This window comes from Hymenobacter sp. BT559 (assembly GCF_016427535.1).
In the GTDB taxonomy this organism is placed as follows: domain Bacteria; phylum Bacteroidota; class Bacteroidia; order Cytophagales; family Hymenobacteraceae; genus Hymenobacter.
This window is the reverse complement of sequence record NZ_JAELXV010000004.1, coordinates 255,862-280,261: the sequence shown is the minus strand read 5'-3', so window position 1 is coordinate 280,261 and position 24,400 is coordinate 255,862. Positions and strand designations below refer to the sequence as shown.

Annotated in this window: 21 protein-coding genes and 1 tRNA gene; 13 read left to right on the top strand and 9 right to left on the bottom strand. The window is 58.9% G+C overall.

Annotated elements, in window-relative coordinates; genetic code table 11:
- Positions 1 to 19: 19 nt before the first annotated feature.
- Positions 20 to 946 carry a DMT family transporter gene (locus JAO77_RS15695; RefSeq protein ID WP_198991319.1) on the bottom strand — a complete coding sequence of 309 codons (927 nt, stop codon included), beginning with the start codon at positions 944 to 946 and terminating at the stop codon, positions 20 to 22.
- Between the two features lie 95 nt (positions 947 to 1,041).
- Between JAO77_RS15695 and JAO77_RS15690 the strand changes: the two genes are divergently transcribed.
- The 4 genes from JAO77_RS15690 (at position 1,042) to JAO77_RS15675 (ending at position 7,323) form a co-directional block, all read left to right on the top strand.
- Entirely contained in the window at positions 1,042 to 2,334 is a 1,293-nt protein-coding gene (locus JAO77_RS15690; RefSeq protein ID WP_198991318.1) for a replication-associated recombination protein A, read from the top strand.
- Positions 2,335 to 2,548: 214 nt separating this feature from the next.
- Positions 2,549 to 4,327, top strand: a complete 1,779-nt coding sequence (gene sppA, locus JAO77_RS15685; RefSeq protein WP_198991317.1) for a signal peptide peptidase SppA — start codon at positions 2,549 to 2,551, stop codon at positions 4,325 to 4,327.
- Positions 4,328 to 4,468: 141 nt separating this feature from the next.
- Positions 4,469 to 6,349, top strand: coding sequence for a M1 family metallopeptidase (locus JAO77_RS15680; protein ID WP_198991316.1), 1,881 nt, complete (start codon positions 4,469 to 4,471; stop codon positions 6,347 to 6,349).
- 155 nt (positions 6,350 to 6,504) lie between these two features.
- Entirely contained in the window at positions 6,505 to 7,323 is an 819-nt protein-coding gene (locus tag JAO77_RS15675) for a purine-nucleoside phosphorylase (protein ID WP_198991315.1), read from the top strand.
- Between the two features lie 21 nt (positions 7,324 to 7,344).
- On the opposite strand, the gene JAO77_RS15670 is transcribed toward JAO77_RS15675, so the two are convergent.
- The 3 genes from JAO77_RS15670 to trxA all read right to left on the bottom strand — a co-directional run bounded on the left by JAO77_RS15670 (position 7,345) and on the right by trxA (position 11,075).
- A complete protein-coding gene (locus tag JAO77_RS15670) occupies positions 7,345 to 8,235 on the bottom strand; it encodes a DUF4249 domain-containing protein (RefSeq protein WP_198991314.1) in 891 nt (296 codons plus the stop codon).
- Positions 8,236 to 8,327: 92 nt separating this feature from the next.
- Positions 8,328 to 10,595: a TonB-dependent receptor gene (locus tag JAO77_RS15665; RefSeq protein ID WP_370550227.1), complete on the bottom strand. Its 2,268-nt coding sequence runs from the start codon at positions 10,593 to 10,595 to the stop codon at positions 8,328 to 8,330.
- A gap of 174 nt (positions 10,596 to 10,769) precedes the next feature.
- On the bottom strand, positions 10,770 to 11,075 hold the full coding sequence (gene trxA / locus JAO77_RS15660; RefSeq protein WP_144844347.1) for a thioredoxin: 306 nt from the start codon (positions 11,073 to 11,075) through the stop codon (positions 10,770 to 10,772).
- A gap of 124 nt (positions 11,076 to 11,199) precedes the next feature.
- On the opposite strand from trxA, the gene JAO77_RS15655 reads away from it, so the two are divergent.
- The 7 genes from JAO77_RS15655 to JAO77_RS15625 all read left to right on the top strand — a co-directional run bounded on the left by JAO77_RS15655 (position 11,200) and on the right by JAO77_RS15625 (position 17,075).
- Entirely contained in the window at positions 11,200 to 11,943 is a 744-nt protein-coding gene (locus JAO77_RS15655) for a polysaccharide deacetylase family protein (RefSeq protein WP_235998455.1), read from the top strand.
- A gap of 14 nt (positions 11,944 to 11,957) precedes the next feature.
- Positions 11,958 to 13,082, top strand: coding sequence for a glycosyltransferase (locus JAO77_RS15650; protein WP_198991312.1), 1,125 nt, complete (start codon positions 11,958 to 11,960; stop codon positions 13,080 to 13,082).
- Positions 13,083 to 13,145: 63 nt separating this feature from the next.
- Positions 13,146 to 13,556: a GNAT family N-acetyltransferase gene (locus JAO77_RS15645; RefSeq protein ID WP_198991311.1), complete on the top strand. Its 411-nt coding sequence runs from the start codon at positions 13,146 to 13,148 to the stop codon at positions 13,554 to 13,556.
- Between the two features lie 86 nt (positions 13,557 to 13,642).
- The gene (locus JAO77_RS15640) at positions 13,643 to 14,416 is read left to right on the top strand and encodes a TatD family hydrolase (protein ID WP_198991310.1); all 774 of its coding nucleotides are present in this window, start codon (positions 13,643 to 13,645) and stop codon (positions 14,414 to 14,416) included.
- Positions 14,417 to 14,715: 299 nt separating this feature from the next.
- Entirely contained in the window at positions 14,716 to 15,807 is a 1,092-nt protein-coding gene (locus JAO77_RS15635; protein WP_198991309.1) for an asparaginase, read from the top strand.
- Positions 15,808 to 15,936: 129 nt separating this feature from the next.
- Positions 15,937 to 16,024: transfer RNA gene (locus tag JAO77_RS15630), tRNA-Ser, on the top strand.
- Positions 16,025 to 16,367: 343 nt separating this feature from the next.
- On the top strand, positions 16,368 to 17,075 hold the full coding sequence (locus JAO77_RS15625) for a porin family protein (RefSeq protein WP_198991308.1): 708 nt from the start codon (positions 16,368 to 16,370) through the stop codon (positions 17,073 to 17,075).
- A 330-nt stretch (positions 17,076 to 17,405) separates the two neighbouring features.
- On the opposite strand, the gene JAO77_RS15620 is transcribed toward JAO77_RS15625, so the two are convergent.
- Positions 17,406 to 17,561, bottom strand: coding sequence for a hypothetical protein (locus tag JAO77_RS15620; RefSeq protein ID WP_198991307.1), 156 nt, complete (start codon positions 17,559 to 17,561; stop codon positions 17,406 to 17,408).
- Positions 17,562 to 17,931: 370 nt separating this feature from the next.
- Positions 17,932 to 18,933 carry a glycoside hydrolase family 43 protein gene (locus JAO77_RS15615; RefSeq protein WP_198991306.1) on the bottom strand — a complete coding sequence of 334 codons (1,002 nt, stop codon included), beginning with the start codon at positions 18,931 to 18,933 and terminating at the stop codon, positions 17,932 to 17,934.
- 491 nt (positions 18,934 to 19,424) lie between these two features.
- Between JAO77_RS15615 and dnaN the strand changes: the two genes are divergently transcribed.
- Positions 19,425 to 20,549 (top strand): DNA polymerase III subunit beta, encoded by a 1,125-nt coding sequence (dnaN, locus tag JAO77_RS15610; RefSeq protein ID WP_198991305.1) that lies wholly within the window; start codon positions 19,425 to 19,427, stop codon positions 20,547 to 20,549.
- Positions 20,550 to 20,593: 44 nt separating this feature from the next.
- Positions 20,594 to 20,941, top strand: coding sequence for a gliding motility protein GldC (gene gldC, locus JAO77_RS15605; RefSeq protein ID WP_144844195.1), 348 nt, complete (start codon positions 20,594 to 20,596; stop codon positions 20,939 to 20,941).
- A gap of 108 nt (positions 20,942 to 21,049) precedes the next feature.
- On the opposite strand, the gene JAO77_RS15600 is transcribed toward gldC, so the two are convergent.
- The 3 genes from JAO77_RS15600 to dcd form a co-directional block, all read right to left on the bottom strand.
- Positions 21,050 to 21,742: a VIT1/CCC1 transporter family protein gene (locus JAO77_RS15600; protein ID WP_198991304.1), complete on the bottom strand. Its 693-nt coding sequence runs from the start codon at positions 21,740 to 21,742 to the stop codon at positions 21,050 to 21,052.
- 1,402 nt (positions 21,743 to 23,144) lie between these two features.
- Positions 23,145 to 23,690 (bottom strand): DUF4890 domain-containing protein, encoded by a 546-nt coding sequence (locus JAO77_RS15595; RefSeq protein ID WP_198991303.1) that lies wholly within the window; start codon positions 23,688 to 23,690, stop codon positions 23,145 to 23,147.
- Positions 23,691 to 23,859: 169 nt separating this feature from the next.
- Positions 23,860 to 24,399, bottom strand: a complete 540-nt coding sequence (gene dcd / locus JAO77_RS15590; protein ID WP_198991302.1) for a dCTP deaminase — start codon at positions 24,397 to 24,399, stop codon at positions 23,860 to 23,862.
- Between the last annotated feature and the right edge of the window lies 1 nt (position 24,400).

Below are 24,400 nucleotides of genomic sequence, written 5' to 3'. Positions count from 1 at the left end.
GACTCTGTAGCCGTACAGTTTAGCTTGTGGCCGGGCTGGGGGTAGCCTCCACGGCGGCCTTGGGCTTGCGGCCCACTAGCCAGACACCCAGGAAGATGAGCGCCGCCTGCCATGCCTTATCCAGGGTAAACGTGTCCTTGCCCGTGGCCACCGCAATGAGCACCGCCAGCACCGGCTGCAAGTAGATGTACACGCCCAGCAGCGCCGGCGACGCAAACTTCAACGCCCAGTTATTCAAGAGATAAGCTAGGATGGTGAGAAAGAAAACCATGTAGCCCAGCTCGCCCCAGATGAAGAGTGGAAAACTTGCGTAGTCGGCCGCGATGGCTTGCGGCAGCCCTAGGGGCACCACCACGATGGCCCCCACCAAAAAGATGCGCGCCAGCACCGTGAAGGCATGGTAGGTGCGCATGAGCGGCGCCACCAGTACCAAGTACAGTCCAAACACGGCCGCATTTACCAGCAGATAGGTGTTGCCAAGCAGCAAGTTGGCGGGCACCTTACCGGTGCTGGGGCGGCTCAGAATGAGGGCCGCTGCGCCCGCCGCACCCAATAAGATGCCCAGTAGCCGGGTGGGCGTGATTTTCTCGCTCAGCAGCACCGCCGAGGCCAGCACCACCACGATGGGCGAGACGGTTTGGAGCAGCGAGGCATTAATGGGCGTGGTGAGGTTGAGGCCCGCAAAGAAGGTAACTTGGTTGAGCGCGATACCTAGGAGCCCGCTGGCCACCGCCCGAATGTTGTCGGCCCGACCCGTGATTTTGTCATTGGGCGCGACTATGCGTTTCAGCAAAGCGAAGAACAGTGCCGCCCCGCTGATACGCAGCGTCACGATGCCCAGCGGCTGCATGTAGTGCGGCATAATATCCTTGGCCAGGCTATACGTGCCGGCGTAGATGAGCGACACCAGAAACAGCGCCGTGTGCAGGCGAAACTTAGAAACCATAGGGGAGGGGCGCACGTTGCGCGAACTTTGTAGTTCGCGTCCGTTAGCGGGCAACCAAACGGACGCGAACTACAAAGTTCGCGCAACACTGCTCTATGGCCTCGCTTTTTGATAATCCTACCACCGCCCCGCTGGCCGAGCGCCGCCGCCCGCACCGCCTGGCCGACTACGCTGGCCAAGCCCACCTACTGGGCGAAAACGGCGTGCTACGCCGCTACCTGGCCGCCGGGCGCCTGCCCTCGCTCATCTTGTGGGGCCCGCCGGGCGTGGGCAAAACCACCCTGGCGCTGCTGCTGGCCGAGGAACTGAAACGGCCTTTCTTTATGCTGTCGGCCATCAATGCGGGCGTGAAGGACGTGCGCGACGTGATAGACCGCGCCAAGAAGCAGCCGGGCACGGTGCTCTTTATTGATGAGATTCATCGCTTTAGCAAGGCCCAGCAAGACGCCCTGCTAGGGGCGGTCGAAAACGGAACTGTCACGCTCATCGGTGCCACCACCGAAAACCCTTCGTTTGAAGTAATTCCGGCCTTGCTTTCGCGCTGTCAAGTGTACACGCTGGAGGCGCTGAGCGCCGAAACGCTGCGCGAAATCATCCGCCGGGCGTTGACCGAGGACGAGGTACTGAGCAAAATCTCGGTCGATGTTATTGAAGACCACGCGCTGTTGGCCCTCAGCGGTGGCGACGCCCGCAAGCTCCTAGGTCTGCTAGAACTGGTGGTGCAGAGCACGCCGCCCGATGCCAACGGCCGCGTGCAACTCACCGATGCGGCCGTGCAGCAAACCGCCCAGCGCCCTATTGCGCGCTACGACAAGGGCGGCGAGATGCACTACGACGTGATTTCGGCCTTCATCAAGAGCATTCGTGGCTCGGACCCCAACGCCGCGCTCTACTACTTGGCCGTGATGCTGGAGGGCGGCGAAGACGTGAAGTTCATTGCCCGCCGCTTGCTCATCCTCTCCTCCGAAGACATCGGCAACGCCAACCCCAACGCCCTACTGCTGGCTCAGAGCTGCTTCCAGGCTTGCACCGTCATCGGCCTGCCCGAGTCCGATTTGATTCTGAGCCAAACGGTTATCTACCTCGCCACCTCGCCCAAGAGCAATGCAGCCTACACGGCCATCCGGGCGGCGCAGGCTCAGGTGCGGCAGCACGGCGTGCACCCCGTGCCAGTGCCCCTGCGCAATGCGCCCACCAAGCTCATGAAGAGCCTAGGCTACGGTGACGCCTACCAGTATTCGCACAACGGCGCTGGCAACTTCGCCTACCAGGAGTTCATGCCCGACGCCTTGAGCGGCACCCGCTTTTACGACCCCGGCGACAATCCGCTGGAAGCTAAAATTCGGGAGCGCCTGCGTGCCTGGTGGCAAGAAAAGTACGGCTATTAATCGCAGATTATAACGGATTAAACGGATTTCGCAGATACGCCCGGCGGCGCCGGGCTGACTAACAGGAGACGTGTGCTGCTGGTGTAATGCCAGAGCCCGCGTTGCGATAGAGGTAGCAGAAACCAGCGGCCGTATCTTGCCGCCCGAGTTAGTCAGCCCGGCGTAGCCGGGCGTATCTGCGAAATCCGTTTAATCCGTTATAATCTGCGGTCCTGTGAGGCAATTTTTTAAGTTTGTGCTGGCCACGATAGTGGGGCTGGTGCTGTTTTCGGTGTTGGGGTTCATATTGCTCATCGGGCTAGGTAAGGCGCTGGGCAGCAGCACCGAAAAGTCGGTAGCTTCTAATTCGGTATTAGAGCTGAAGCTCGACAAGCCCATTTCGGAGCGCGCTCAGAGCGCCGATTTGAACCCCCTAGGAGGCGACCGCGCCACCATCGGGCTGGTGAACCTGAAGGAGGTAATTCGCCGGGCCAAAACCGACGACGACATCAAGGGCATCCTACTCAACCTAGAGCTGGTGCAGGGCGGCATGGCTAGCCTGGAGGAAGTGCGCGACGCGCTGCTCGACTTCAAAAAGAGCGGCAAATTCATCGTGGCCTACCATGAAATCGCCTCCGAGAAAAGCTACTACCTCTCCTCGGTAGCCGACCAGATTTATCTGCACCCGCTAGGTACGCTGGAGTTCAATGGCCTGAGCTCGGAGGTAATGTTCTACAAGCGGCTGTTCGACAAGGCTGGTATTGAGCCCTATATCTTCCGAGTAGGCTCGTTTAAGAGTGCCGTGGAGCCGTTCTTCCGCGAAAGCTTTTCCGACTCGGCCCGCTACCAGACGGTGGCCTACCTCAACTCGCTCAATGGCCACATGCTCGGCCAGGTAGCCGCCAGCCGCCAGATTCCTGCGCCGCGCCTGAAAGTGATTTCTGACTCGATGCTGGTGCACAATGCCAAGGACGCGCTGCGCCTGAAGCTGGTGACCAAGCTCGGCTACTTCGATGAGGTGCAGGACTACCTGCGCGGCAAGTTGGGTTTGGCCAAAGACAAAAAGCCTGGACTCGTATCCCTAGGTGATTACCAGGACGCTGATAAGGCCGACGAAAAGGAGGGCAACACCAGTGGCAACCGCATCGCGGTTATCTACGCCGAAGGCGATATCGTAACGGGCCGCGGGTCAGACGATAACATTGGCAGCGACAAGTTTGCCGAGGCCATCCGCAAGGCGCGGCTTGATGATAAAGTGAAGGCCGTAGTGCTGCGCATCAACTCGCCGGGCGGCTCGTCGCTAGCGTCTGATATTATTTACCGCGAGGTGCTGCTGACCAAGAAAGTGAAGCCCATCATCGCCAGCATGAGCGACGTGGCGGCTTCGGGCGGCTACTTCATTGCCATGGCCTGCGATACTATTGTGGCTCACCCTAATACCATTACGGGGAGCATCGGCGTATTTGGCGTGCTGCCCAACATCCAGCCGCTGCTGGCCGACAAGCTTGGCATTACCGTGGACCGCGTGAATACGGGCAAGTTTTCGGACCTGCCCACCATTACCCGCTCGCTTACCGACTACGAGAAAAAAGAGCTGCAACTGGAAGTGAACGAGATATACGCCGACTTCACGAGCAAGGCAGCCCTAGGGAGGCACATGCCCGTCGAGCGCCTGCGCCGCATCGCGTCGGGCCGCGTGTGGAGCGGCAGCGAGGGCAAAGCCATCGGCCTGGTCGATGTGCTGGGCTCGTATGATGATGCCCTCAAAATAGCCGCTAGCCGCGCCCACCTCAAGGCCGACGATTACAAAGTGCAGCGCCTCCCGCGCCAGAAGTCGGCCATAGAGAAGTTCTTCAGCCGCTTTGGCGGCGACGATGAAGACCAGGCTGCTGCCGAGGCTCGCCTACTGCAAGCCAAGCTGGGCCCGTTGTACCCGGCCGTGCGCCAGTACCAGCAGCTCATGCAAATGCGCGGCGTGCAAGCTCGTCTGCCTTATGAGCTAGAAATTAAGTAATTGAATAGTTTGTCTGTTGCCTAATCGTCTGTCGTGCCGACGAAGGAAGCATCTTGGCTGGTTTGCTTGCGTCATTGCAGCGCTGCGACCAAGATGCCCTTCGTCGGCACGACAGACGATTTTGAGTTTTAAGCCCACTCCATGCGTTCCGTTTTTTTAAGTGCTCTAGCGTTGGCTGGCCTCGCCCATGCCGCCACCGCCCAAACTACCCCCACGCTTTACCAGCCCCGCGATATCAAGCGGGCGTTTGACCGAGGCACCCGCGCCGCCGATGGCCGCCCCGGCCCCAAATACTGGCAAAACCGCGGCCGCTACGACATCACGGTGCAGGCCGCGCCGCCGTCGCGCGACATTCGGGGGCGCGAAACGATTACGTATTTTAACAACAGCCCCGACACGCTGAAGCAGCTGGTGCTACGCATCATTATGAATGTCCACAAGCCCGAGGCGGCGCGAGAGGGCGATGTATCGCCCGACTATCTCACCTCGGGCGTCGTGATTGACAGCTTCCAGGTGGCCGGCCAACTGCGCCCGCTGCCGCCCGACCTAGGGACCGCGCCCAGCGTGCGCCTGTCCAAGGCGCTGGCGCCGCACGATTCGGTGAAGCTCGCTGTGTCTTGGCACTTCCCCCTTTCGGTGCAGAGCGGACGCGAGGGCATGATTGACAAGACCACCTACTTCCTGGCGTATTTCTACCCTAGGGTGGCCGTCTACGACGACTACAACGGCTGGGACCGGCTCCCCTTCCTGAACGACAAGGAGTTTTACAACGACTTCAACGACTACACGTTGCGCGTGAAAGCGCCCGCCAACTACATTGTGTGGGCCACCGGCACGCTTCAAAATCCCAAGCAGGTGCTCCAGCCAGCAGCGGCCAAGCGCCTCGAAAAGTCGATGACCAGCGACGCGCTGATTCACGTGGCTACCGCCGCCGACCTCGCCAAAAAGAGCATCACGGCCCAGCAGCCGATGAATACCTGGATATGGAAGGCCACAGATATTCCGGACATGACGGTAGGCCTCAGCGACCACTACGTGTGGGATGCGGCCAGTGTCATTGTGGACCCCGCCACCAAGCGCCGGGCCAGCGTGCAGGCTGCCTTTGCCGACGCGACGAAGGACTTTCACTCTTCCGTAAAGTTTGGGCAGAACGCCCTAGGGTGGTTTTCGCGCAACTGGCCGGGCGTGCCGTACCCGTATCCGAAAATGACGGCCTTCCAGGGCTTCGCCGACATGGAATATCCTATGATGGTGAACGACAGCCCGGCCGACGATTTGCAATTTGCGCAGCTGGTGCAGGACCATGAGATTGCCCACACGTACTTCCCGTTTTACATGGGCATCAACGAGAGCCGCTACGCCTTCATGGATGAGGGCTGGGCGACCACGTTTGAGCTGCTCATCGGGCGGGCTGAGAATGGCAACGCGGTGGCCGACGACTTCTACCGCAAGTTTCGGGTGACCAACTGGATAAACAACCCCAGCACTGCCCAGGACCTGCCCGTCATCACGCCCAGCAGCGAGCTCAAGGCCGGCTACGGCAACAACTCCTACGGCAAGGCGTCGCTCAGCTACTTGGCCCTCAAGGACATGCTTGGCGATGAGCTATTTAAGAAGTGCCTGCACACCTACATGGACCGCTGGCACAGCAAGCACCCCATTCCGTGGGATTACTTCAACACCATGAGCAACGCCTCGGGGCAGGACCTGACCTGGTTTTTCCAAAACTGGTTCTTCAGCAACAACTACATCGACCTAGCCCTCACCAAAGCTGACAAAACTGCCCAGGGCACGACCGTCAGCATCAAGAACATCGGTGGCTTCGCCGTGCCCGTGGACCTGAAAGTGGACTACGCCGATGGCAGCACCGAAACCCTGCACCGCACCCCCGAGCTCTGGCGCGCCAACCAACAGCAGGCTAGCATCACAGTGCCAGCTGGCAAAGCCGTGCGCGCCGTCTCGCTCGACCACGGCCTGTACATGGATGCCGACACTAAGAACGACCGCCTGACGGTGCAGTGATTTCGTCTTTGACGTAAAGACCCCACCCCCGACCCCTCCCCTCCGGGAGAGGGGAGCCTGACGACTGAATGACGTTAGCCTGCGGTTGGCTCCCCTCTCCCGGAGGGGAGGGGTCGGGGGTGGGGTCCTACGTTAGCGCTATAAAAATCAACACTATGCAACACCTCCAAGAAGCCGTCGCCTTCATTCAAAGCCAAACCCAAAAATTTCAGCCCAGCACCGGCATCATCCTTGGCACGGGCCTGGGGGCGCTGGCCAAAGAAGTTGAGATTCAGTACGAAATCAGCTACGCCGATATTCCGCACTTTCCGGTGAGTACGGTGGAGAGTCACGCCGGGCGCCTGCTCCTAGGTACGCTCAGTGGCCAAAAGGTGGTGGTGCTGCAAGGACGCTTTCACTACTACGAGGGCTACTCGATGGAGCAAGTGGTGTTCCCGGTACGCGTGATGAAGCTGCTTGGTATCAAGCAATTATTCGTGAGCAACGCGGCTGGTGGGCTCAACCCCGAGTTTCAAATTTCGGACTTAATGCTCATCGACGACCACATCAACTTACTACCCGGCAACCCACTCATCGGCCCCAACAATGCGCAGCTCGGCCCGCGCTTTCCCGATATGTATGCGGCCTACGACCCGGCGCTGCTGGCCCGCGCCCGCGCGGCGGCCGTGGCCCTAGGCCAGAATGAAACGACTCAGCGCGGCGTGTACGCCTCCGTGCCCGGCCCCATGCTCGAAACGCCGGCCGAGTACCGTTACCTGCGCACCATTGGGGCTGATGCTGTGGGCATGAGTACGGTGCCCGAGGTCATCGCGGCGCGGCACCTAGGGCTGCCCGTGCTGGCCGTGTCGGTCATTACGGACCTCTGCTATCCCGGCCAGCTCAAGCCAGTGGTAATTGCCGACATCCTGGCTGCCGCGGCTGTGGCCGAGCCCCGGCTCACGGCCCTCATGAAGGCCGTGCTAGCCAGCGAGTAGTACCTAGGGCACGCCAACGGACTATCTTAATATCAGCCTTTTCTGGTCTTTCACAAGCACCGTGAAGACGCCAACCCCGCCCTGCACGGTGCTGTGGATGCCGGAGGGCTGTGAAAACGGGTTGCCGTTGGCATTGCGAGCATTGCGCACCGACTGGCGAAAGTCAAAGTACAATGAATCGACGTGGTAAAGCGTGGCCGTGACGGTATCGTTGGGCCGAAACCGGTAGCGGGTGACTTGCGCATAGGGCTGGCCATTGAAAAGCCGGTCGCGGATGTCGTTGTCGGTTTCGGAATTGTTGGATGGCCGGCCCTTGTGCAGCATCAGGCGGTAGTAGTCGGTGGTGGCAGCGGGGTCGGTCCACTTCGTCATGAAGTATGCTCGGCGGCTGGTGTCGCTCTCAGCGTTAAACTTATACTTGACCGAGTCTATAGGAATGAATGTGGGCACTACCGCGGTGCCCGTGACGTGCCGTCCGCGCTGGTCTTGCGCATCCAGCGCAAACTGCTGGCCCGCCCGCGCTGTGATGGGCGCCGTCCCGATGTGGGTATAGTACTTACCAGTGGTCTCATCCATTCCGGGCTTAAAGGCCATGTTCATGGTCCGTCCGCTAGGCAAAACCAGCTTCACGGCTACGTCGGCGGGCAGCTGCACGCTCTGACCGTTAGATAGCTTCAACAAATAGGAGCCAGCCGCCGCGGCCTGGCTATTATCGAGGTACGGCACCGACTCGGTAACGGTGAGCCGCGGCACCCGGCCGTTTTCAAGGTAGCATTCCACCACCAGCTCGTTGGCGTAGGCGGGCAGCGGCACATCAATATCCTTCTGCAAGCTGCCGCACCCCGCCAGTCCCCCTAGCAAAGTCGCAGCGCCAAGCGCCCGTGTCAATCGCACAAAACCTAAGCTATCCATAAAAACATAAAAAGCAATACAAGCTAGAAATAGTCAGCCTGCCGAAGGCGGGCGTATCCGTTAAATCCGACAAATCCGTTTGAATCTGCGGTTTAGAAGCGAAAATTGTACGTCAACGAAGGAATGAGCGGAAACAGCGATACCTGCCGCGCTGCGTAGCCCGTCACCTTATCAGTGGCTTTGTCGCGGGTTTGGTCGAAGTAAATGAAGTAGGCATTGCGCCGGTTGTAGGCGTTGTAGATGCTGAAAGTCAGGTCGCGGTTGCCGCCCATGCGCGAAGGGCGCAGCTTGTACACCATCCCTAGGTCGAGGCGGTGGTAGGGGATGAGGCGGTACGTGTTGCGGTCGGGGTAAATGGGCACCGCCTGAATGCCGCCCTGGTAGATGTCCTGCAAGGCAAAGCGCCCTAGGGGTAGGGTAGTGGGCGCACCGCTTGTATACACAAAGCTGGCCGTGAGGTCAATGCGCGTGTTGAGCTGATGCAGCACCACCACGTTGAGGTTGTGGCGGCGGTCGTAGTTGGGATAAAAATCCTTGCCGTTGTTGATGCCCGTGGTGCCGAGCTGGGGCGGAAAATTACGCTTGGTCCAGGCCAGGGTGTAGCCCACCCAACCGGTGGTTTTGCCGGTCTTCTTTTCTAGGTACAGCTCATTGCCGTAGGCCCAGCCGCGCCCGAACAGGAACTGTGAGTCGAGGTCGTTATTGGCAAAAATCTGGGCGCCGTCCTTGAAATCAATCACGTTGCGCGCCCATTTGTAATACACCTCATTGGTGAGCAAGTACTTGCCATCGCCCAGCAAATAGCTCACGCCAGTGCTCACCTGCTGCGAGCGCTCGGGCCTGACGGACAGCCGCGACGGGTACCAGATGTCGGTGGGCAGCGAGGCGCCCGAGTTCGATACCAGGTGCACGTACTGGTACATGAGCGCGTAGCTGCCTTTCAGCGCCACCTTATCGGAGAGCGAGTAGCGGGCCGAGGCGCGGGGCTCGATGCCGCCGTAGGCATCGGAGCCGCTGCGAAAGCCCGAGAGCCGCAGCCCGCCTTCGAGCTGCAGCTTTTCGCTGGCCTTGAAGTTGTCGGAGGCGTAGAGGCCAGCTTCCTGCCCGACGTAATTGACGTCGGCCCCGAAATTTACGCTGTTGTCCTGCGAGCTGCGCTGCAAGCGGCCCACCCCAAACTGATGCTCGGTGAGCATGGCCCCTACCTTGATAGTGTGCCGCTCGTTAGGCACGTAGTCGAGGTCGGCGCGCTGGGTAAAATCTAGGATAGTCGAGCCCAGGTTGAAGCTAAACTGGTCGATGCTGTTGTTGAGGTCGTACTTATAGGTCGTTACGGCGGCCGATGTGTTCAGCGTCAGCTTGGGCGAAAACACGTGCTGCCAGCGCAGCACCCCTAGGGTATTGCCCCAAGTAAAATTGGATTTGAACCCATTGGGCGAGGTGAAGCCGAAAATATCGCGCCCGAGGTAGCCCGTAAAGAACAACTGGTCCTTCTCACCTAGGGTATAGTTAGCCTTGGCGTTGAAATCGTAGAAATAGTAGTCCGGGATGGGGCTGTAGTCTTCCTTGCCGGCATTGGCCCGGTTGAGGGCGCGGGTAAAGATGTCGAAATACGTGCGCCGCCCGCTCACCAAAAACGAGCCCTTGCCCTTGTTAATAGGCCCTTCGAAGCTGAGGCGCGACGAAATAAGCCCGATGCCGCCCGACGTGGTAAACTTCTGGCGGTCGCCCTCGCGCAGCTTTACATCGACCACCGACGACAGCCGCCCGCCAAATTGCGCCGGAAAGCCCGCCTTGTACAGGTCCACGCTCTGCACGGCGTCGGAGTTGAACACCGAAAACAACCCGAACAAGTGATTGGGGTTGTACACCAGCACGTTGTCGAGTGCAACCAGGTTTTGGTCGGAGGAGCCACCACGCACAAACAAGCCGCTGCTGCCCTCGCCGCCGCTCTGCACGCCGGGCTTGAGCTGCAAGGTTTTCAGAATATCGACCTCGCCAAACAGCGCCGGCAGCAGCTTCGCCTCCCGAATGCTGAGGTGCTCGACGCCCATCTGGGTGGTCGTCAGCTTCTCTTTTAGCGACTGCTGGCCCCGCACCATCACCTCGCCGAGCTCGCTCTGGCTGGCGGCTAGCGTGAAGTTGTAGCGCTGATTATGAGTTAGTTTGACGTCGGCTGTCTGGGAAGTATAGCCCACAAACGAGACCACCACTTGCTGCGGCCCGGCGGGCAGGTTCAGTTGGTAGGTGCCATCGGCCTCCGTGGCGGTGCCTAGCCCTATGGCCGGTACCGCTACCGTGGCACCGGGTAGGGCCGTGCCATCAGCCGCCCGCACAATGCCGCTCAGGAGGTAGCGCACCTGCCCTAAGCTTAGGCCGGGTAATAATACAACTAATAAGCTAATTAATACACTATTGCGTAAGGCAATCCGACTCATGCTGCAAAGTAATCACCGCGGGGGGCGTGGCGCGTAGCCAACGCCCCCCGCAAGTGTTTAGTTTACACCTGGTCGAATAGTTCACCTAAATCTCATTTACAAGTAAGCGCCTACGCTTTGGTTGAGTTGCGCCGCGGGTACCACGCCCGCCTGCCGCCACACCGGCTGGCCTTTATGAAAAAGGATGAGCGTGGGAATGCTCTGCACCCGAAACTGCTGAGCTACAGCCGGGTTCTTATCTACGTCGATTTTGATGATGCGCAACTTGCCCTCGTGCTGGGCTGCCACCTGCTGCAAGATGGGCGCCATCGTTTTGCACGGGCCGCACCAGTCGGCATAAAAATCGACGAGCACGGGCATGCCGGGGCTATTGATGAGTTCGGAAAAGGACTTGCGAGGCATAGCAGGGGAGTGATGAGTGAAGAGCTAGGTTGGGCAGTACGCTACAAAGCGAATGGGGTAAGTTTGTAGTTCGAAGCGGGCCCTAGGTAGCTTAGTACCGGTCTCTGCCGGCTTCGGTTTCGTTTTGCTGCCCCCTAATCCGCTCACCCGTCCGCCCGCTTGGCTGCGCCCCCTGTTTCCGGGTAGCGAGTGGCGCGGCGCGCCCACCGGCCCCACGGGCCGCCCGCGGCTTTACCTCACCTTCGACGACGGCCCCATCCCGGAAGAAACCCCTTGGGTGCTAGAGCAGTTGGCAGCCCACCAGGCGCAGGCCACGTTCTTTTGCGTGGGCGACAACCTAGGGCGCTATCCTGACATTGCGCGCGCTGCCCTGGCCGCCGGCCACCGCCTTGGCAACCACACCCAGCACCACCTGAGCGCCTGGCGCACGCCCCGCCCCGCCTACCTGGCCGATGTGGCCGCGTGCCAGCGTTTCTTGGAGTGCTTGGTGCCCAGTGCTTGGTGCTTAGAAACTGACGAGCAGAAGCAATTGCCTGGAAACCAGCAGTCGGCTCTAGATACTAAGCACCAGGTACTAAGCACCAAGTACCAAATCCCCCTTTTCCGCCCGCCCTACGGCCGCCTCACGTGGCCAGTGCTGCGGCAGCTGCGAGCCGAGTACCGCGTCATTATGTGGTCGCTGCTTACCCGCGACTACGACCGCGACCTGGCGCCCGAGCGGGCACTGCGCCTGACCCTGGCCGCCACCCGCCCCGGTGACATCGTGGTGCTGCATGACTCGCGCAAGGCCAGCCGCTCGCTGCGCTTTCTGCTGCCCCGGCTGCTGGCGCACTACGGCGACCTAGGGTATGAGTTTGCCACACTTTAGGTGATAGCTTGTTGATGATGAATGTATTATACGTTAGCTGCGTCGTTTATTGTGTGTTGTGGCTGGGCTGGCTAGGGTACATCATGCGGCGGCTGGCCACGCGGGCGGGCGCCCCAGCGCCTGAGCCACTGCCCGCGCCGCTGCCCCGCGTCAGCATCTTTATTGCTGCTCGCAACGAGGAAGCGGCCCTGCCGCGCTGCCTGGCCAGCGTGCGTGCCCTCCAGTACCCCGCCCATCTGCTCGAAGTATTGGTGGGCGACGATGCCAGCACCGATAGCACCCGCGCCGTGGCCGAAGCCGCCATGCAGGGCTTTGCCGGTAGCTTTCGGGTAGTCACCATTACGGGTACCCTAGGCCAGGCGCGGGGCAAGGCCAACGTGCTGGCCCACCTGGCTCACCTCACCACCACCGACTTCTGGCTGCTGACCGATGCCGACATTGCCCTGCCTACCACCTGGGTGCATGGCCTGCTGGCGCACGCCGCCCCACGGGTGGGCACCGTCACGGGCCTCACGGTGGTGCAGGGGCCAAGCCTACTAGCTAAGCTGCAAGGTGTTGACTGGCTACTGTCGCTGGGGGCCATCCAGGTTGCCACCGACAGCGGCCAGCCCATGACGGCCATGGGCAACAACATGCTCGTAACCCGCGCCGCCTACCAGGCCACCGGCGGCTACGAGGCCATGCCCGCCACCATTATTGAGGATTTTGCCTTATTTGAGGCCGTGAATGCGCAGGGCTACGGCTTCCGGCAGCTGTTCGAGCCGGCCGTGCGGGCCTCGTCGCTGCCAGCGGGCTCGTGGGCGGCCCTGCTGCGGCAGCGCCTGCGCTGGGTGCGCGGGGTGGCGGCCCTGCCACGCCGGGTGCAAGTGGCGCTGGTGCTGTTTAGCGGCTACTGGGTGGCGGTGGCCGGCCTGCTGCTGCTGGGGCGTCCCGACTGGGCCCTAGGGGTCATGCTATTGAAAATCTGCGCCCAAGCCCTTATGTTGCGGGTGGCTACGCGCCGGGCAGGCCTGCCCATGCCGGCCGCGGCTGTGGTGGTGGGCTACGAGTTTTTCTCGCTGGCGCTCACCACCCACCTTGCCCTGAGTCGGCTGTTTGGCCGCCGCGGGGTAGACTGGAAAGGCCGCCACTATCACTAAGCAAAAGCCTTTTGCGGCCTTCTTGCGTAGTCCTATCCAATTTACGTCCTCCTCCATGAAAACATGACTATTCAAGCTATTACTGCCGCCCAAACCTATGCCCTGCGCCACGCCGTGCTGTGGCCCACCAAGCCGCTCGATTACATCAAGCTGCCCGACGACCACCTAGGTCAGCATTTTGGTGCCTTCGAAGGCGATGAGCTAGTGTCCGTTCTTTCGCTGTTTATCGACGCCGACGACGTGGCCCGCTTCCGCAAATTTGCCACCGCCGCGGCGTGGCAGGGGCGGGGCATCGGCTCGGCGCTGCTGCAGCACGCCATTGCGGAGGCTACGGCCCGGGGGGCACACTCGCTTTGGTGCGATGCCCGGCACAATACCCTGGCTTTCTACGGGCGGTTTGGGCTGGAGCCCGAGGGCGATATTTTCTACAAAGGCCCGATTCCCTACATGCGGCTGCGGCGCTATTTGCCTTAAATGCGCTTTGCCTTGTTTATTCTTCGTGTTCGTCGGCTATCCGGCGAGCATTGAGCAACAACAAGTGAAAGCGAATAACAATCAAAATGAAGTTAATCGAAACCCACGCCCACCTCTACTCCGAACAGTTCAAGCCCGACCGCGCCGAGGCGCTGCACCGGGCCGTAGCGGCCGGCGTCGAAACCATCTTACTGCCTAACATCGACCACACCAGCATCGACGGGATGCTGGCCCTAGAAGCCGACTTTCCCCAGGCCTGCTACGCCATGATGGGCCTGCACCCATGCTCAGTAAAAGCCGATTTTGAGCAGGAGCTTTACCGCTTGGAAGACTGGCTCGCCCGGCGCCCCTTCGTGGCCGTGGGCGAGTGCGGCATCGATTTGTACTGGGATAAAACCTTCCTGCCGCAGCAGCAGGAAGCCCTGCGCGTGCAGCTGCGCCTGGCCAAGCAGTACGACCTGCCCATTGTGCTGCACACCCGTAGCGCCTTCGAAGAAGCCTTCGAGCTAGTGGCCGAGGCGCAGGATGGCACGCTGCGCGGTGTGTTTCACTGCTTCTCCGATGGCGTCGCCGAGGCCGAGCGTATCATTGCCCTAGGTGGCTTCAAGCTAGGTATCGGCGGCGTAGCCACCTTCAAGAATGGTGGCCTCGATAAGGTGCTGCCCCACGTGGCCGTTGAGCACCTCGTGCTCGAAACCGATTGCCCTTACCTCGCCCCCGTGCCCTACCGCGGCAAGCGCAACGAGCCCGCCTACCTGCCGCTGGTGCTGCATCGCCTGGCCTCGCTGCTCGGCAAAGACCCTGAAGCGGTAGCCGCCGCCACCACGCGCAATGCGCAAGAGCTCTTTCGGTTAGCGTAAATAATGGTAGTGGGGCAAGGAGCTTTTAATCAGGACTTTGATACTGCAACATACCATATTTTATTATAATGTAACATAGTTGCAATACATAATAGCCTTGTGATGCGAATGTGGCATGCTCAAGTAGCAACATTGTTGCGTTTATTGAAATCTACTGACTATTAGTGACTTGGTTATAAAGGTGGGAGCGTGAGGTAGGCGATAAAGGCAAGCTGAAGCTGGCTTATAATTTTGGTAGCAAGCTGCAGGGGAATAGGCAACTGATGCGTTACCTCAACCTTGCTGCCGTTCTTTGCGCCATGCCAACTCCCCCCGCTGATTTACTGCTCCTACCCCTCCCGACGGCCGCCGCTACCGATGCCACCGCTCCGCGCTTGCTCATCCTGTACACGGGCGGCACGATTGGCATGGCCGTCAACAGCCGGCAGGAGCTGGTGCCCATGCATTTTGGCAAGCTCGACCACTTGGTGCCCGAGCTGCGGCAGCTGCCTTACCGGCTAGAATTGCTGACCCTGCCGCAGCTCATCGACAGTAGCAACGTGACGCCCGCCGACTGGCTGCGGCTGGCGCAGCTCATTGGCCAGTATTACAGCGAGTTCGATGGGTTTGTGGTGTTGCACGGCACCGATACCATGGCTTATTCGGCCGCAGCGCTCAGCTTCCTGCTCGAGCACCTAGGTAAGCCCGTCGTGTTTACGGGGGCGCAGGTGCCGGTGGGCCGCCCCCGTTCCGACGCCGCCCGCAACCTGCTCACTGCCCTGGAGATAGCCGCGGCCCGCCACCCGCAGGCCCACACCGTGCGGCTGCCCGAGGTAGGGCTGTTTTTCAACGATATTCTCATTCGGGGCAACCGGGGTAAGAAGGTTGAAAGCCAGCAGTTTGCTGCCTTCAGAAGCGAAAACTACCCGCCCTTGGCCCGCGCTGGCATCAACCTTACGTTTGCCGACAAGGATATTCGCTTGCTGCCCAGCGCGCACCTCCACGTGCACGAGCACCTCGACGAGAATGTGGCCGTGCTGCGGCTTTTTCCGGGCATCACGGCGGCCGTGGTAGAGGCCGTGCTGGGGGTGCCGGGCCTACGCGGCTGCGTGCTCGAAACCTACGGCTCGGGCAACGCGCCCACGGCCCCATGGTTTTTGCAGTGTCTAGAGCGCGCTCGCCAGCGCGGCGTTTACCTCCTCAATGTGAGCCAGTGCGAAGAGGGCCGCGTGGTGCAGGGCCGCTACGAAACCAGCGCCCACCTCACCAGCCTAGGTGTGATTGGCGGCGACGACATCACCAGCGAAGCGGCCATTACCAAGCTGATGTTTGTGCTGGGCCTGGGGCTGGACGAAACCCAGACGCGGGCGCTGCTCAGCCAAGACCTGCGCGGCGAAATTACCCCCCTGTAGGGTAGGCAGGGAGGACGGCAAGCAGGGAGCCACGAAAGAGAAGAAACAGAAAAAGGCCTTCTTTTTTGCTCATGCAGCTCCGCACGCACGCACCGCCTCATTTTTTCGCCTATCTTTGCACCCCCATTCAGAGAGGTGTCCGAGTGGTCGAAGGAGCACGCCTGGAAAGTGTGTATGGCTCAAAAGGTCATCGAGGGTTCGAATCCCTTCCTCTCTGCTAGCGAATAAAAATCTCATTGTAAATCAAGTATTTACAATGAGATTTTTGCTTTTAGTCAAACTGGCTTCAAACTGTATCAGAAAGAATAGCAGCGCTTACCCGACGCACAGCACACCTAGGCAGCAGCTGAGTTTGTATTGGACCAAAAAGCCTTGGCTGGTTAAGACGGAGCAGTGCGTAGAGGAGATGTTTCATCCCCGCTGAATTACAGCTTGCCAAAAAAGATATGGCTAGCTAATCGGGCAAGCAGACATAAAAAAACTTCGTTCACCACGGAGCTTTTTATGTCTGCTGCAAATGCTTCGTGCAACGCTTTGGCAGCTGGCGGGCTCCTGCCTATATGAAAACAACGCCTACATTCTGGTTGCTTGCCAGCGGCTTTTTGCTTGCAGTCACGGCTCACGCCCAAACCACTTTTAGCATGGGCCCGCGTGTTGGGCTAAACGTTTCCTCCGGCCATTTTCCAGGAAAAGTGACCTACCCCACGCAAGCCTCTTACACGAGCCGCCCAGGCTTTGAGGCTGGGCTGACGAGCACGGTGCAAAGCGGTCATTTTGCTGTGCAGCCTAGCCTATTATTTTCTCAGAAAGGATACCGCAGCTCGGGCTACCAGCTCCTCATTGATATGGTCACGCCCTATGAGGAAGACGTACGCCTCAACTACCTGACGCTGCCTCTGAATTTCGCCTTCACACTCGGGCGCAGTGGGCAGGGCCTACAGGTATTTGCAGGGCCCTACGCCAGTCTACTTCTAGGAGGTAACTATACCAGCAAGACTGGCGGTTTCGAAGAGAGAGCAGGCAAGGTGAAGGCGGCCAGCCTCGCGTCGGATGGAGACAATCGGTACGCGCAGCGTTTTGATGGAGGGCTACAAGCCGGCCTAGGCTACCGCTTGAAAGGGTTTCAAGTGCAAGCCAGCTACAGCCTGGGATTGCGCAATTCGGCAGTCCAGTACCAATACAACGGGACAGTATATGCTAACGAGCCCGACCAGTATAATCGGGCATTTCAAGTATCGCTCAGCTATTTAGTTAGTACTAAGAGTTAGTTGTATTAGCTGGCTTAAACACATAATCGAACACGTTAACCTCCAAGGCGCGCAGTGCATGGGCGTCGTAGGCCTTGGTAAAGATGACCGGTGACCCCTAGCGAGGCTAGGAACTCGAAGCTGGTCTCGCCGGGCATGTGGATATCCAGTAGTAAATCAATAAGCTGGGCGGCTAACTGGGCGCGGGCTTCGCCAGCGATGGCATCTTGATGCAAGCCTGTAACTGGCACCTGAGCAAGAAGGTAGCCTAGGTTTTGCAAAGAAAAACCCCGCCGGGTGGGCGGGGTTTTTCTTTGCAAAACCTAAGGGGTAACAGACGTCATGCACTGGCTATCTGACCGAAAAGCCGCGGCGTAGCATAAGCCACGTAGCCAAATAAAAGAGCGAGAGCAAGCCGTAAACTACGAAAGCCCACAGCGGCAGGGTATGGTAAACCGCAAATCCGCCGCCTGACCAAATAGAGGAAATTAAAAATAAAATTTTCATGGCAATGGACCTAGGGTGGGAATAGAGAGAATAATGCGCCGCTGGCGTTGCGGGAATTATTTCAAAGGACGAACTCCTGCGTCTATTCTTAAAGGACAATTAACATGATTTTGCGACATGGTTTCCAGCCAGATTTTTAGTAAGTAGTGGTCGGTACAGATGTTCAAAAAATGGCGTAGGGTCGAATACGGCAAGCTTTGAGGTGATATGCAAGCTGCTGCTAAAACAAAAAAAGGTCGTTTTTAGGACAACACTTAACTGCAATCTTCAGAATTACTGCCAAATCATATACCACGCCGCCACTTACCCTTTTTCGCAGCTACTGAAGGCTTAACTAGTCTCCTAAGAGCAACTAGTCAAGCCTTCTCGGTTAGGGCCGGTAGGGCTTGCCAAGTATCAGCTTATCGCCCGATGCATCGACCTCAAACAGGTGCGGAATGCGGCGGTAGCGCCCCTTAATGTCTTTGTGGCTGTGCACCGACATGAGCAGTTTGCCCTCGAAAGTGCGAAAGAGCATGCCGTGCCCATAGTTGGGCGGCGTAATGGGGGCTGGCTCTTGCAGCCAGGGGCCATCGAGCGTGCCGCTGCTGGAGTAAGCCACCCCCTGGGTGTACACATCATAAATCCAACTGGTCCAGAGCATACCTAGGCGGCCGGTTTTCGTCCGGAACAGGTAGGGGCCGTCGGTTACTTTGTTGGGGCGGGCGGGGCCGGTGCGCGGGTTTTCGCGGCTCCAGGGCGCAGCGCTGGCCTTGAATAAAATTTTGCCCGTGCCAAGGGTCCCGCTCAGGTCGGGCTTCAGCTCGATTTTCTCAATGGTGCCATCCTGGTTTTGCACCCACTCGTGGCAGTACACTAGGTAGGGCTTACCATCTTTATCTACCCAAAACGTACCGTCCAAAGTGGACTTGTTGGCCGGCAGGTACGTGGCGTCGCCCGCCGGCACGTAGGGCCCGGTGGGCTGGCTGCTGACGAGCACGTGGCTGGCGCGGCGCTCCAGGGCGCTGCCCTGCACCGTATCAATCTTGATAGCGGGGTTGGTGAACGTGGCGAAATAATAATACTTGCCCTTGAACGGGTGAATCTCAGCAGCCCATATCATAGGCTTGGGCCCCATCCAGGAAGTGGGGTCGGGTTGGGCTACCTGGTAGGGCCCTTCCCAGGTTTTCAAGTTGGGGCTTTTCCAGAGCATGCCCCCCGTCCCCGTCATATAATACTGATGCGTTTTGGCATCGGCCAGAATGAACGGGTCGCTTAGCCCGATAGAATCTAAGGGAATGTTTTTGCGAATAACCGGGGCGGCCGGTTTTTGGGCTGCTGCTAGCAGCGGCAGCAGCGAGCAGCCTAGCACGGCTAACCAACTATTTTTCATGCTACGGGGGTGGGAGGGTGAGGGCGGGGCAAGCGATAGCCAGCCCCACGGAGCAAAGCTAGGGCCCTTGCCTATCGGCAGTCGGTACCCGAATCGGGCAAAAACCTACGCCAAAATCGGCAACCGGCAGTTTGTGAGGCATCGCCGCCAGCAAGGCTCTTGCTGCCAGCCACCATGGTCCGGCCTCAGAAATCTGCTGCGCCGGTAGCATTGCACTAAACACAGGCAGGCACGCTGCCTGCCCTAGGCGTGCGCCGGTCTGCCTAGAGTGGCCGCCGTCGAAGCAACCCGCCCTAGGTAGGTGTTTTTGAACGAGCAAAGGAAAGGGTATGTGGGAGAATAAGATGCTTATTACCAGCATTATTTGTTATAATAGTAATGGATGAGCTAATCGTTAGCGCTCGGAGCCTAGGTACTGGCTTTTCTAAACCCCGCCCGGTGGACGTATCTTTGCTCCTTCCCAAACATTGGCTCTTGTCTAGCTTATATTTATGAAATTCATCGTTTCGTCCTCGGCCCTGCTCAAGCAGCTCCAGAGCATTAACGGCGTGGTTACGAACAACCCCGTGGTGCCCATTCTGGAGAATTTTCTCTTTGAGATTGAGCCGGGCAAGCTGACGATTACGGCCTCCGACCTCGAGACGAGCATGATTACCGAGCTGCCCATCGAGGCCCAGGAGGCGGGGCGCATCGCGGCCCCGGCTCGCATCCTGCTCGACACGCTCAAAAACCTGCCCGACCAGCCCGTGACCTTCACGCTGGACGAAGAAACTTACAATATCGAAATCAGCTCGGCCAACGGGCGCTACAAGCTAGCGGGCGAAAATGCCGCTGATTTTCCCCGCGTGCCGGTGGTGAAGGGCTCGGCGCCGGTCGAGATTCCATCTTCGTCGCTGGCGCGGGCCATCAACAAAACCATTTTCGCGGTGAGCACCGACGAGCTGCGCCCCGCCATGACGGGCATTCTGGTGCAGCTGGCCGACCAGCAGGTGACCTTCGTGGCTACCGATGGCCACCGCCTGCTGCGCTACCGCCGCCAGGATGTGGGCGCTGGCCAAACGGCCAACCTCATTATTCCGCGCAAAGCCTTCAACCTGCTCAAGAGCTCCTTGCCGAGCGAGGCCGCTCCGGTGCGTGTCGAGTTCAACCAGAGCAACGCCTTCTTCTCGTTCAACCAAATGCGTCTGGTGTGCCGTCTCATCGACGAGCGCTACCCCGACTACGAGAACGTAATTCCGGTTAGCAACCCCAACAAGCTGACTATCAACCGGGCCGAGCTGCTCAACTCGGTGCGTCGCATCAGCATCTACTCCAACAAAACCACCCACCAGGTGCGCCTGCGCCTCACGGGCTCGGAGCTGATAATCTCGGCCGAAGACCTCGACTTCTCGAACGAGGCTAAGGAAACGCTGGCCTGCCAGTACGACGGCGAGGATATGGAAATCGGCTTCAACGCCCGTTTCCTGCTCGAAATGCTGTCGAACATCGACTCGGAGGAAATTACGCTGGAGCTGAGCACGCCCAACCGCGCCGGCCTGCTGATGCCCGCCCAAGCCGATGAAAACGAGAGCATCCTGATGCTGGTGATGCCCGTGATGCTGAATAACTATGTGTAACCCGCTGGATTCTGCGGGTCTGTTTTATTACGTTTGAACTTGTGATGAAGAAATCTGAAATCCGTTTTAGCATCGCGCTGGACGACCAAAAAGTGCCGGAAGCAATTAGCTGGCAAGCCACCGATGCGGGGCAGGATATTCATTTTGCCAAAGCCATCAACATCTCCATCTGGGACCGCAACGCTGATGGCACGATGAAGATAGACCTGTGGACCAAAGACATGCCCACAGACGCGATGAAGTATTTTGTGGTCGACACCATCGGCTCGATGGCCGAAACCATCGTGACCGCCACTAGCGACCAGAAAATGGCCGCCAAAATGCGTGCCCTCTGCCAAGAGCTCACCGACTACCTCGAAGAGCAAGGCCAGGACGACCGCCCCAACCTGTAAGCTTTACTCCTTACACCTAAAAGAGGCTCCTCACGGTAGTGAGGAGCCTCTTTTGTGTTTATCTGATGAGTATAAGACCTGCAAACGCGAGGGCAAGCATTGCCCTACCTAGGGCGCCACGCTGAAAAAGTGGCCCACGGCAGCCGTGAGGCCCATAGCCAACGCACCCCAAAACGTGACGCGGACCGCAGCGCGGCCCATACCCGAGCCACCCACGTAGGCGGCCAGCGCCCCTAGGGCCGCCAAAAAGACCAGGGCCGTGACCGATACGGTCCAAGCTAACCCCGGGGCGGGAGCCAGCAAAATAACGGCCAGCGGCAGGGCCGCCCCCACCATAAAAGCGGCCGCCGACGCCAGCGCCGCCTGAATAGGATTGGCGGTAATAGCTTCAGAAATACCTAGTTCCTCGCGGGCGTGGGTGCCCAATGCATCGTGGGCCATGAGCTGCTGCGCTACCTGCGTAGCCAGCTCCGGTGCCAGGCCGCGCGCCACGTAAATATCGGCCAGTTCCTGTAGCTCGGCAGCAGGGTCGGTGCGCAGCTCTTCCTGCTCGCGGGCTAGGTCGGCCCGCTCCGAATCGGCCTGCGAGCTAACGGACACATACTCGCCGGTTGCCATTGACATGGCGCCAGCCACCAGGCCGGCCACGCCCGTCAGCAGTACGTTGTGCGGCGTGGCGCTGGCCGCCGCTACGCCCACCACCAGGCTGGCCGTAGAAATGATGCCATCGTTGGCCCCCAGTACGGCCGCCCGGAGCCAGCCCAGGCGGTGTGTGTGGTGCCGCTCAACATGTTGTTGCATAACTGACTATAGAAGCAAGGTAAGGGCGTTGGCCGGGCCACGCACCTTACCTAGGGCATGGTAAACGCCAGGTTGGCGCTGATGATGGCCGTGAGGCCGGTGCTTTGGCGGTAATAGCCGTAGCGCATGTCCAAGAATTTGAGCTTAGTGATACGACCGCCCCCGAAAGGTGTTTTGAAGCGACCCCGCCCGTAGAGGTAGCCTCTTTGAGAAGCATAAGCTGGTAGAACGAAATACAGGGTAAAGGCTGTAGCTAACTTGCACTGCGCGCAAACAAGCACAGGAGCTAGGCTGCCGTAACCTAAGTTTGAGTCTCAATAACACTTCGGTGCTGTCGGAGCGAGGGCGCAGTTTCTCTATAGCGCGCTCGGCTCGCAAAGCCGGGCGTTGTTGTGTCTGAGCGGCGGTACTTTTGCGGGTATGAAGCGTTTGCTTTTATTTCTGGCGCTGTTTCCTCGCTTTCTTCAAGCCCAAACCCCAGCAGCCACTACTTGGCCTCACAATCCCGAAACGGGTGAGATAGAAATGCAAGGTTTGCTGCCCTGGCCAGATAGTACTAAAACAGAACTGCAACGGCGCCACCTAGTGCAGCATTGGCATACTAATAAGCTAGTCAACTTGCTAGCAGCTAAGTCGTCGCAACCTGGTAACAAGCAGGAGCCGTCTTATGGGGTTCCGCTCGCTATCTGCCTTAGTCGCTACCAAGCAGCTACCCCTCTAAGCCATGTAATAAGCGTGGTATGTCAGGTAAAGCTACTGCCCACTCCCAGCGGCCTAGCGTACCAGTTCACGGGTTTCACCTTCAATTGGTGGGAGGATGATGCCGGAGGTTCTACTTGGCTCGACCAATTAATATTGACAGGTCCAGAATCGGTAAAAGCTAAGGAAATAATAGCTACAGCTCGCAAGCGACTAGCAGTATTAAGTAGCTGGTAGAAAAGGCGTTGCTAGGATTAAGAGTCTTATTATCTTTTACTTATGGTGCTTCTTGCTACTTGTTGGTGGGGCACCTTTGGTGTCGGTGGTAGCAGTAGACTGGTGGTTTTATGTTCGTAAAGCGGCAAGCACTGATACTTGGAGAGGAAGATTAAGCTTAGTGCTGATTCTGGCTTTTGTGATTGGAACTGGGGCCTGCTTTAGCACTGAATAGCTGTTGGCAATTTGTAATGGCTTGCCGCCTAGGTATATAATAGATTGTTTTAAATTCTTTATGCTCAATTCTTACTCCGCGCAAACCTTATCAGCCTTGCAAGCATTGCTGCCCGACCTAGCCACGTAGCCACCAAACGCGCTTTCGCAGATAGCCAATTCGTAAAGCACTAAGTCAAGTAGTAGTCGTCGAAAATGAAAAAACCGCCCCGACGTAGCGTCGAAGGCGGTTTTTTGTGTCCGTCAGTGCTGGTTATTGTCGAACCGCAGGCTGGGTATTCCGGCTTTCCTTGCGGGCCGGGCTGATAGTAGCATCGTTGGCCCGCACCGGGGCTGGGTTCTGAATGGAGTTGACCAGGATGGCCGACGAGGCTGAAGCCGCGTAGTTCTTGTCGAACTGGGCGTAGCGCTGGCGGGCGTCGAAGTAATTGGTGTACTGGTCGGTGGTAAGCACCGCTTGCAGTTCACGGTCGCGCTCGCGGCCCACTAGCTTTGACTGCTCTTCTAGCTGCTTGGGGCTGCGGGCGTACTGGCGTTCCAGGGCGTCGAGCTTGGTTACTTTATCGGCATTGATGGCCCGCAGGCGGGTTGCCTGGTAGTTGTTGAGGTGCAGGTCGCGCACCATCTGGGTGCTTAGGTGGTCGGCCCGGGCTTCCACGGGGTTGAGGCGCGGGCTAGACTGGGTTTTGTCTTGGACGGCTACCGGAGTGGGGATCGAAAGCGTGGCGGGCTGCTGGGCAAACGCCGCTGCTGGGGCAACCACCAGCAACCAAGCGGCAAAAAGAGGCTTCAAGGTCATGCGGAGTAGGTACTAAGGTTTTCCAAATTGCCAACTAGCGTGCCAAGATTGGCGGCGCTGGCAATGGTACTAACGAAGGAGCCAGCGCGGAGGTTAGGCCACCTACTCAGTCTTGCGCCAGCGCCGCCTTGGTATGCTGAGGTACCCTAGGCGGCATAGCTACCAGCCACTAAAACGAGTTTTTCCACATCATGCTTTCCACGGGGCGGTCGGTGCGGTCGTTGTACTTGGCCGACTGCTTGCGGTTATAAAAGGTTTGCACGTCGCCCTGCAAGCCAAAGTAGATAAGCTGCCCGATGGGCATGCCCGGGTACACCCGCACGGGCATCGACACGCTGATTTCCAGCGTCCAGTGGTTGCAAAAGCCTACGTCGCCTTTGCCGGCCGTGGCGTGAATATCGATACCTAGGCGCCCGACGCTGCTCTTGCCTTCGAGAAAAGGCACGTGGGCGTGGGTTTCGGTGTACTCCTCCGTGACGCCGAGGTACAAGATGCCGGGCTGAAGCACGTAGCCTTCCTCGGCCGATATTTCAAAAGTGGTGATGGAGTTGTGGCGGCGGGCATCCAGCACGGGGTCGTCGTAGGTGGCCAGGTAGCGGCCCAGATGCACATCGTAGGAGTTAGTGCCCAGGCAGCTGGGGTCGTAAGGCTGCACTACAATGGTGCCGCGCTCCATCTCGGCGCGGATTTGCTGGTCGGTAAGAATCACG